Source organism: Bacillus kalamii (assembly GCF_047238185.1).
Classification (GTDB): domain Bacteria; phylum Bacillota; class Bacilli; order Bacillales; family DSM-1321; genus Bacillus_AD.
This window is the reverse complement of record NZ_JBDFMI010000006.1, coordinates 1,237,787-1,247,237: the sequence shown is the minus strand read 5'-3', so window position 1 is coordinate 1,247,237 and position 9,451 is coordinate 1,237,787. Positions and strand designations below refer to the sequence as shown.

Here is a 9,451-nt window from a genome sequence, read left to right as displayed (position 1 = left end):
ACTCAAGTCCCCCAGTTTCCAATGACCCTCCACGGTTGAGCCGTGGGCTTTCACATCAGACTTAAAGGACCGCCTGCGCGCGCTTTACGCCCAATAATTCCGGACAACGCTTGCCACCTACGTATTACCGCGGCTGCTGGCACGTAGTTAGCCGTGGCTTTCTGGTTAGGTACCGTCAAGGTACCAGCAGTTACTCTGGTACTTGTTCTTCCCTAACAACAGAACTTTACGACCCGAAGGCCTTCTTCGTTCACGCGGCGTTGCTCCGTCAGACTTTCGTCCATTGCGGAAGATTCCCTACTGCTGCCTCCCGTAGGAGTCTGGGCCGTGTCTCAGTCCCAGTGTGGCCGATCACCCTCTCAGGTCGGCTATGCATCGTTGCCTTGGTAAGCCGTTACCTTACCAACTAGCTAATGCACCGCGGGCCCATCTATAAGTGATAGCCGAAACCATCTTTCCCTCTTCCTCCATGTGGAGGAAGAAACTATCCGGTATTAGCCCCGGTTTCCCGGAGTTATCCCAGTCTTATAGGCAGGTTGCCCACGTGTTACTCACCCGTCCGCCGCTGACTTCCGGGAGCAAGCTCCCTTCTGTCCGCTCGACTTGCATGTATTAGGCACGCCGCCAGCGTTCGTCCTGAGCCAGGATCAAACTCTCCAATAAGTGTTTGACTTGCTCATAAAATAAAACTTGTTTGTTCCAACTCTGTTGGAACTTCGTTTAGAATTAACGTTGACGTGTTGTCTTGTTTAGTTTTCAAAGAACATTTTGTGCTGTAAGCAGCTTTTTGATTATATCATCAATCACTTTCGCTGTCAACAACTTTTTTAAAAACTTTTTTTCACCGCCGAGAAGCGACTTTATTAATATAACATTTCACCTTTGTAGTGTCAATAACTTTTTTATTTTAATTTCAAATAGTTATTGTAGTTATATTAACTTTCTGCGTCATCTCTTAGCGACTTTTTATACTTTACCATCTAACTTATTATTGGTCAATAACTTTTTCAAAAAAAGTTATTTTATTTTATACAACCGATGATAAATGTCATTCCCCTTTGTTGCTACTAATTCTATCTCTATTATCTCCTTCGTGATAAGGTACTCAATTAAGGAGGCCAAATCAACAGAATAATAGCCCAGTTCCTCTTGGTTTTGCAATTCATTGATTGTCCACGGTTCTTCTCGCGATGACATAATTTCAGTCAAATGTTGAGTGCCGGCTTCCGTGCGGCTGCAAATCAAAAACTCACTTGCTAAAAATAAAAGCTCAAGTCGTTTTTCCAGGCTTTCTTCACTAGTCACCAATTCCTCATATAATTTATAGATCTGCGGTTCAATATGCTTTACTTGATCCCATACTGTAACCTCTGGATAAAAACCGCTCTCTATTATCGCAAGCCTTGCTAAATGATGAAGAGAATGGACAACATTATTATACGCATCCAAATAATGGCCGGAATCAAAAAATGCTTTTCCATCGGTATACCTTCTAATTAATTTGGCAAACTCTAAGCCTTTTTTTAATTTCCTTCCTTGAAACGGAAAATCTCTAATTTCATTTTTCAAATCTGAAATATTTTCATTGCGGTCAAATACAATACGGCCATTATGAAGCCATTCGATTAAGCGCCGATTGCTCCCCAGAAGAAGCCATTCACGGATTTGTTCCATGGCTACTTCATAAAGGGCTGCCTTTTTCCCTTTGTATTCATAATGCTTAATCATTTTATCCTGCGCTTCTTTATTAGTAATAACTAATAGTATATAGTCGAACGAATCCGTAATGTCGGTCATTGTATTTTTCTTTTCGATTAATAAAACCCCTAGTGTAGATGCCGAACTTGCTCTCTCCTGATAAATCGGTCGCAGTATATCCTCCATAATCTATTCCTCCATATATTTTCTAACTGAATGTTTCGACGTAACTATTATAATTCCTTCTTAGTAATTCAACAAATTTCGACAACCTCCATACGTTATATTAAATTAAAGTCATTTGTTGGATAAATATGTTATATTTAGTAATTAGAGGAGGGGTAAGATGGGTAAAAAATCGAGCAAAATCAATCGGATACGCACTTTCGCACTTAGTCTCGTTTTCATCGGCATCATCGTGATGTATGGAGGGGTCTTTTTTCGGGGCTCACCGATTCTTATGAGCATATTCATGATACTGGGGGTTTTATTTGTACTGGCCAGTACAGCCATATACTTTTGGATAGGGATGATCTCCACTAAAACCGTACAGGTCACTTGCCCTAAATGCCATAAAGTCACAAAAATCTTAGGGCGTGTTGATATGTGCATGTACTGCAACGAGCCATTGACCCTTGATAAAAATCTAGAAGGCAAAGAATTCAAAGCCTCATACAATCGCAAAAGCATGAGATAAGATGATCCCCAACGATTGGTTTCCATAAAAAAAGCTGGCGCATTTTTTACGCCGGCTTCTTTAATGTGCTTCTTTCGCTAAACAACCAGGGCATACACCGTATACTTCCATACGATGCTGGTGGACCTTAAATCCTGTAACATGCGAAGCCAATTGCTCCACTTCATCCAAACCCGGATAATGAAAATCAACGATATTCCCGCATTTCTCGCAAATGATATGGTAATGGTCAGAAGTCGTAAAATCAAAACGGCTTGAAGAATCACCATACGTCAACTCTTTTACAAGCCCGGCATCCTTAAAGACCCGTAAATTGTTATAAACGGTTGCAACGCTCATATTGGGAAATTTACCTTCGAGAGCTTTGTATATTTCATCAGCAGTCGGATGGGTCATTGAATCAATGAGATACTCAAGTATCGCATGACGCTGAGGCGTAATACGTACACTTGATTTCTTCAGGACTTCCAGTGCATCTTCCAGTTGATGAGTCATCGCCATGCACCTCCTTTAATTAGAATCACTCTATTTTGGATACATTATTACTTTATAATATTTATAATTAGTGTAATCTGTGTATTAGGTTTTTGTCAATTAATCAATTGTATGCAATGTTGGTTCTATGCAATTTAATTGATGGTTCACGTACCTTGCCGCAATAAATAAAAGATCAGAAAGTCGATTGAGATACGAAAGGACAAGTGGATTTACCTCATCCTTAAGATGCACCGCTCCCCGCTCCGCCCTGCGCACTATCGTACGAGCTGAATGGAAAGCCGCTCCGCTCGGATGCCCTCCCGGCAGCACAAAATTTGTCAATGAGGGTAATTCCTCATCCCACTTATCGATAGTTTCTTCCATATATGCAATATGTTCTTCTTTTAATTCCCATGGAACTGACTTTCCTGCCGGTGTGGCCAATTCAGAACCTACATGGAATAGTTCAGTTTGCACTTTATGGAATACTTTCTCTACCTCATCCTTATTGATAAATTCTTCATTCCGCAAATAGCTGACTGCAAGCCCGATCATTGAGTTGGCTTCATCGCATGTCCCATAAGCTTCTACCCGCACATCATTTTTCATGACACGCTGGCCGTACACCAACGATGTCTTCCCTTTATCTCCACCTCTTGTATACACTTTCATCAAACATTGCCCCTTTTATTAAAGTATTTCACTACCTTATGCTTATTCATGCCAGTAAGCTTATTTTCCAAAAATGACTATTTCCCTTCAATCATAACATCCTTCAGGGAAAAGAACATTATCATTATCGTTATAGAAAAATGAAAAAAACAAAAAAAGCGGACCATTTTGATCCGCTTGCCATTTAGAAACTTTTTGAGGAGGTATTTCCTGATACTTATTTATATGCAATAGCTCGTATTATGAATTGGACAGCCGCCCCATTTAAGCAAAAATGGGTTTATTGCAATTCATTCTGAATATATGCCAGGGCTTCCTCCACATGATTTTTCACCTTTACCTTACGCCATTCTTTCACCAAATTCCCTTCTTTATCAATAATGAAAGTGGAGCGCTCTATTCCCATGTACTCTTTGCCAAAGTTTTTCTTCAGCTTCCAAACGCCGTATGCTTCAGCAACTGAATGATCTTCATCGGACAGTAAAGGAAAAGAAAGGCCATGTTTTTCTTTAAATGTATCATGCCGGTTAATCGGATCAGGACTCACTCCCAAAACCACGGCACCCGATTCTGCAAATCCAGCCTGCCGGTCACGGAAATCACAGGCTTCTGTCGTGCATCCAGGTGTCATATCTTTAGGGTAAAAATAAAGGACGACAAATTTCCCTTCATAATCCGATAAAGAAATCTGCTTTCCTTCAGTGGAAGCAAGCGTAAAATCAGGGGCTTTTCGGCCAATAATCGCTGTCATTATTTTTCCTCCATTCTCAGGTTATTATTAATAGAGTACAAAATAATGGAGTTATATTCAATTCACTGCCTTTTGGAAGCATAATCGAAGTCTATGACCGTCCTGACAAAAAAGGCTGCAGGCAAGATATAACCGATGAACGCCTGGACAGTCGCTATCATCCTTCCTATTCCAATCGGTGTTAAATCGCCGTACCCGACAGAAAACATAGTCATTGTACTAAAATAGATTGCTTTCTCTAAATTTGGAAGAAAATGATCAGTCATAGCGATTCCATGATCCATGATGACCTCCATATCCTTCATTTCCAGCAACAGGTACAACAAAGCAAAACCGATACAAATCGTACCGTATAAAAAAGCCAGCCATAAAAAATGGCTCAATGAAATTTTTTGCAAGCCTTCTTCCGCCGGGGAAAACAAAGCTTTGATGCTCATGAACATACAAATGAGAATGGAGCAGACCAGTATATAAAAGAACATATTCATCCCCCGCTTTACCCTTCTGATACAATTTACTACCGGTTGTCCATTTTTATGTACAGTTCTTGTCATAGACACATCGCTATTTCTACCCTATTGTTTTAATAAAGGAGGAATATTCCCGTGCATACCATTTACTTAATAGAAGATGACCCGAAAATTACACATCTGTTGGCGGACCACTTGAAAAAATATGATTACGAAGTGGTAGTACCGACTGCTTTTGAACAACTTAAACAACAATTTCAACTATGCAGCCCTTCACTTGTCCTGCTGGATATTAACTTGCCTAAATACGATGGCTTCTACTGGTGCAGGCAATTCCGCACCATATCTAATTGTCCAATCATTTTTATATCAGCGCGTGCCGGCGAAATGGACCAGGTGATGGCTATAGAAAATGGCGGAGATGACTATATAACAAAGCCCTTTCATTTCGAAGTAGTGATGGCAAAGGTTAAAAGCTTGCTACGAAGGACTTATGGCGAATATGCTTCAGCTAAAAACGGAAAACTTTTGGAAATAGAAGGACTTTCCCTTGCGTATGACCAGCATTCTCTTTCATACAAAACAAAAACAGTAGACTTATCGAAACGGGAGTTCACATTGGTCGAAAGTTTCCTGGAAAACCCGGGAAAAGTGATTAGCCGCGACGACCTTCTTGACCGTTTATGGGATGATGTTCAATTTGTGGACGATAATACCCTATCCGTCAACATCACTCGTGTGCGAAAGAAGCTAGCGGAGCTTGGCATTAATGAAAGCATCGAAACCATACGCGGAATCGGCTATAAGCTATCCGTCACATGGAGGGATTAACATAATGAAAGGGTTTCTACAGCAACATATCAGTTACATTCTTTTTTATATAAGCAGCATCACTCTCATCATCATCATAACTGTACTCGATTTATCGACTAAGGGCGCCCATTTGGCAGCCGGAAGCATTGGATACATGGCTTTGCTTTCCTTATGCCTTTTAATCGGCTTTCTGGGACTACGGTATCTAAAAGAAAAACAAAATTACAAAACGCTTCAAAATCCCGAAACAGAAATGGATTCAGCCTATTTTTCTTTCGCCGGGACTTCTTATTTGTTCAACCGCTTCAATTATATCGTCAAACAAATATATATTCGCATGAATAACCGCTTAAATGAAAAACAGGCAGAAAAAGACCATTATTACACATTTATCAATCAATGGGTCCATCAGATGAAAACACCATTATCCGTCATCAGCCTACTGCTGCAAAAAACAAAAAAGGACCAAATGCCTACCGCCCTGCTTATCAGCCAGCTCGAAGAAGAGTCGGAAAAGCTTCAGTCGGGACTAGAAACCGTCCTTCACTCATCCAGGCTCGATTTATTCCAGGAAGATTTCAAGGTAGAACGCCTATCCTTAAACGACCTTGTACGAGGCTGCATCAGCAATCATAAAACGGCGTTCATCCGCAATAAGGTTTTCCCAGCAATGAATTTTCCTGCTGAATATATGGTTGAAAGCGATAAAAAATGGCTGGCGCTATCCATTAATCAGCTCATTACTAACAGTATTAAATACAGCGCAGGCAAAGGGCAGCATGTGTACTTTTACATAAGCAAAGAAGGCGAGTCACTGACTTTTTCTATAAAAGATGAAGGAATAGGCATACCATCCCAGGATATCAAACGAGTCTGCCAGCCTTTTTTCACCGGGCAAAATGGACGGAAATATGCCGAATCGACCGGCATGGGGTTATACCTCGCCAGCAGGACTTTGAAGGAAATAGGGCACACTTTTACGATTGCTTCCACAGAGGGCGAAGGAACGACGGCAAGCATTACTTTTACGAATGTGACAGTTCTGTAAGATAGTCGCTTCTTTATGTAAGAAAAGGCAATAGGAGACATCGTCTTCCTTCCTTATACTGAACGTATCTATTATTTCAGGAGGCAACCATAATGAGCATATTGGAGGCGCATCATCTCACGAAGGTCTATGGCAATAAGGCCATTCAATATAAAGCATTGAATAACTTTGCATTAGAAATGGAAAAAGGCGAGTTCATAGGCATTATGGGACCTTCCGGCAGCGGAAAGACAACGCTGCTGAATGTTTTATCGACCATCGACCAACCTACCAGCGGCTCTGTATCCATCGAAGGAAAAGAGGTTTCTTCCATGTCCCGCAAGCAGCTAGCCTTTTTCCGCAGAAGAGGCTCGGATTCATATTCCAGGATTTTAATCTGTTGAATACACTGACAATCGGCGAAAATATCATTTTGCCATTAACATTGGATAAGAAACCATTGCATGTGATGGATGAAAAATTGAAGGCTGTAGCTGAGCAGCTTTCAATAGGCGATATCCTTCCGAAAAGAGTGTATGAAGTATCCGGCGGCCAACAGCAGCGGGCAGCTATCGCCAGGGCGATCATTCACGGGCCATCGGTTGTTTTTGCTGATGAACCGACAGGAAATCTGGATAGCAAGTCCTCTAAAGAGGTAATGGAAGCACTGGAAAAGATGAATAATAGACATAATGTATCTATTCTAATGGTGACCCATGACCCGATAGCTGCTAGCTACTGTAAAAGGATTCTTTTCATTAAGGATGGCAGGCTATTTAATGAAATACATCGCGGGAATAACCGGCAAGCGTTCTTCCAAGAAATTTTGGATGTACTATCTCTATTGGGAGGGAATGTAAATGACCTTTCTACAATTCGCTCTGAATAATATTAAAAGAAACAAAAGAAGCTACGCTGCTTATTTCCTCAGCAGCGTTTTCTCCATTGCCGTATTTTATTTGTACGCAAGTTTTATCTTTCATCCGGAAGTCGTATCAGGCATTCTGAGTAAAGAAACGATAGGAGACAGCCCTTCAGCCGGTGGTGTAAGAAACGGGATTATGGTAGCGGAAGTAATTATTTTCGCTTTTTCTTTTTTATTTGTCCTCTATTCGATGGGAGCCTTCCTTCATTCAAGAAAGAAAGAGTTCGGTTTATTGACGTTACTCGGAATAACAAGAGGACAAATAAACAAACTGATTATTATTGAAAATAATGTGATCGGCCTATCGGCAATTACTGTCGGCATTGGAGTGGGCGCTTTATTTCTCAAGCTTTTCTTAATGGACATTACAGCCGTCTTGAATTTAGATCACATACTCACATTCGCCATGCCTAAAGAAGCGATAATGATAACCGTCGCAGCCTTTCTTGCTCTGTTTGAAATCATTTGTTTCCTGACACTATTCAGCATCCGCACCAACCGGATCAGCGAAATGATATACCTTTACAAAAAACCGAAGAAATACCCTACATATTCAATTATCCTAACTGTCATAAGCATTGGGGCCCTCTGCTTCGGATATTACTTAGCCTATACAGCTGACCTGCTCCTAATGATTAATAGAATGTTCCCTATTGTTATACTTGTCATTATCGGGACCTACTTTCTGTATACACAAGGCAGCGTCTTTATGATTAAAACGCTTCAAAGGAGGCGGGGCTTTTATTATAGAGGAGGACGGATGATCACCATTTCCGACCTGGCGTTTAAGTTAAAGGATAACGCAAGGATTCTCTTTCTGGTAACCATTCTAAGCGCGGTTGCCTTTACAGCTAGCGGTGTATTATTCGCTGCTTTGCGAGGCATGTACGATGAGGCGGAAATACGTTTCCCACAAAGTATTAACATCACAGCCCGGCAGTATGATACGAACTACGAACAGATAAAAAAACAACTCATAAGCGGCCTGCTTAAGGAAAAGATCGCTTATAATGGCCATGAAAGCAAACTATTGCCTGCTCAATACGTATTTGATCCTAAACACTATGATTCTCCTCTTATAGTCGGCAGTGTAATTGAGAAACAAAGGCTTAACATTCAATTGCTTTCAGAAACTGATTACAACTATTGGGCAAAACAGCAACACCGCAAAACAGCGAATCTAGGGGAAAAGCAGGCTCTCTTCGTGTCAGGCCAACCGGATCCCGGCTTCACCCTTTACCAAAAGAATGAATTAACCATCCTTATCGGGGGCAGCGCTTATCCGGTCCATTTGGAATATATCCAAAAGCCGATCATCACTTCCAATCAACTCATCGGAAATATAGCTGTCATCAACGATTCTTTATTTGAACAAATCGAAAACAGTCATTCAGATGCAAACATGATCCTTTCTTACGGAATGGATTTAAGAGACTGGAAAAACCAAAGTGAAGAAGTTCTTTCACTAGTAGGCGGTATGAAGGATACAAAAAGTCTATCTATCAAATCACGGGCTATTTTTACAAAGGAATACAAAGAAATGGTTTCTCTCCCTTTCTTCATTGGATTCTTTATCAGCTGCCTGTTCTTTCTGGCTGCTGCGAGCATTCTGTATTTTCGCCTGTACAACAATATGGACCAGGATATAGACCAGTACCGATCTCTGTACAGGCTTGGACTGACCGTGGATGAAATGAAGCAAATTATTACCAAACAAATAAGCATTCTTTTCTTTGTGCCATTTTTCATAGCTACTGTACACGCTGGCTTTGCCTTCCGCGCTTTACAAAATATGCTCGCCGGAAATGTGATTGGGCCGACGATTTTCATTATCGGCATTTTCCTCTTTATCAATGTGATTTACTTTTTAGTCGTAAGGAAGCTGTATGTGAATAAAATTGAACAAGTCATGTAAAAGAGG

The 9,451-nt window shown here is 40.9% G+C and carries 9 protein-coding genes, 1 rRNA gene and 1 pseudogene (1 of these 11 only partly in view); 5 read left to right on the top strand and 6 right to left on the bottom strand.

Annotated elements, in window-relative coordinates; all coding sequences use genetic code 11:
* Both ABC357_RS23935 and ABC357_RS23930 read right to left on the bottom strand, forming a co-directional pair.
* Positions 1-663 (bottom strand): 16S ribosomal RNA (locus tag ABC357_RS23935) (it extends 888 nt beyond the left edge of the window).
* A 354-nt stretch (positions 664-1,017) separates the two neighbouring features.
* Positions 1,018-1,884 (bottom strand): nucleotidyltransferase-like protein, encoded by an 867-nt coding sequence (locus ABC357_RS23930; RefSeq protein ID WP_412890005.1) that lies wholly within the window; start codon positions 1,882-1,884, stop codon positions 1,018-1,020.
* A gap of 160 nt (positions 1,885-2,044) precedes the next feature.
* Here ABC357_RS23930 and ABC357_RS23925 point away from each other — a divergent pair, with 160 nt between their 5' ends.
* On the top strand, positions 2,045-2,395 hold the full coding sequence (locus ABC357_RS23925; RefSeq protein WP_412890004.1) for a YgzB family protein: 351 nt from the start codon (positions 2,045-2,047) through the stop codon (positions 2,393-2,395).
* 60 nt (positions 2,396-2,455) lie between these two features.
* Here ABC357_RS23925 and perR read toward each other — a convergent pair whose 3' ends face one another.
* The 4 genes from perR to ABC357_RS23905 form a co-directional block, all read right to left on the bottom strand.
* Positions 2,456-2,890, bottom strand: a complete 435-nt coding sequence (gene perR, locus ABC357_RS23920) for a peroxide-responsive transcriptional repressor PerR (RefSeq protein ID WP_412890003.1) — start codon at positions 2,888-2,890, stop codon at positions 2,456-2,458.
* A gap of 99 nt (positions 2,891-2,989) precedes the next feature.
* Complete coding sequence (locus ABC357_RS23915) at positions 2,990-3,544, bottom strand: cob(I)yrinic acid a,c-diamide adenosyltransferase (protein ID WP_412890002.1); 555 nt, start codon at positions 3,542-3,544, stop codon at positions 2,990-2,992.
* A gap of 280 nt (positions 3,545-3,824) precedes the next feature.
* Entirely contained in the window at positions 3,825-4,295 is a 471-nt protein-coding gene (bcp, locus tag ABC357_RS23910; RefSeq protein ID WP_412890001.1) for a thioredoxin-dependent thiol peroxidase, read from the bottom strand.
* Positions 4,296-4,357: 62 nt separating this feature from the next.
* Positions 4,358-4,777 carry an ion channel gene (locus ABC357_RS23905; protein ID WP_412890000.1) on the bottom strand — a complete coding sequence of 140 codons (420 nt, stop codon included), beginning with the start codon at positions 4,775-4,777 and terminating at the stop codon, positions 4,358-4,360.
* A gap of 123 nt (positions 4,778-4,900) precedes the next feature.
* Between ABC357_RS23905 and ABC357_RS23900 the strand changes: the two genes are divergently transcribed.
* The 4 genes and pseudogenes from ABC357_RS23900 to ABC357_RS23885 all read left to right on the top strand — a co-directional run bounded on the left by ABC357_RS23900 (position 4,901) and on the right by ABC357_RS23885 (position 9,445).
* Positions 4,901-5,596, top strand: a complete 696-nt coding sequence (locus ABC357_RS23900; RefSeq protein ID WP_412889999.1) for a winged helix-turn-helix domain-containing protein — start codon at positions 4,901-4,903, stop codon at positions 5,594-5,596.
* A 4-nt stretch (positions 5,597-5,600) separates the two neighbouring features.
* Entirely contained in the window at positions 5,601-6,626 is a 1,026-nt protein-coding gene (locus tag ABC357_RS23895; protein ID WP_412889998.1) for a sensor histidine kinase, read from the top strand.
* A gap of 92 nt (positions 6,627-6,718) precedes the next feature.
* Positions 6,719-7,494, top strand: a pseudogene (locus ABC357_RS23890) (ABC transporter ATP-binding protein).
* The gene (locus tag ABC357_RS23885; protein WP_412889997.1) at positions 7,466-9,445 is read left to right on the top strand and encodes an ABC transporter permease; all 1,980 of its coding nucleotides are present in this window, start codon (positions 7,466-7,468) and stop codon (positions 9,443-9,445) included. The pseudogene ABC357_RS23890 and the gene ABC357_RS23885 overlap by 29 nt, the downstream one beginning before the upstream one ends.
* The last annotated feature ends 6 nt before the right edge of the window (positions 9,446-9,451 follow it).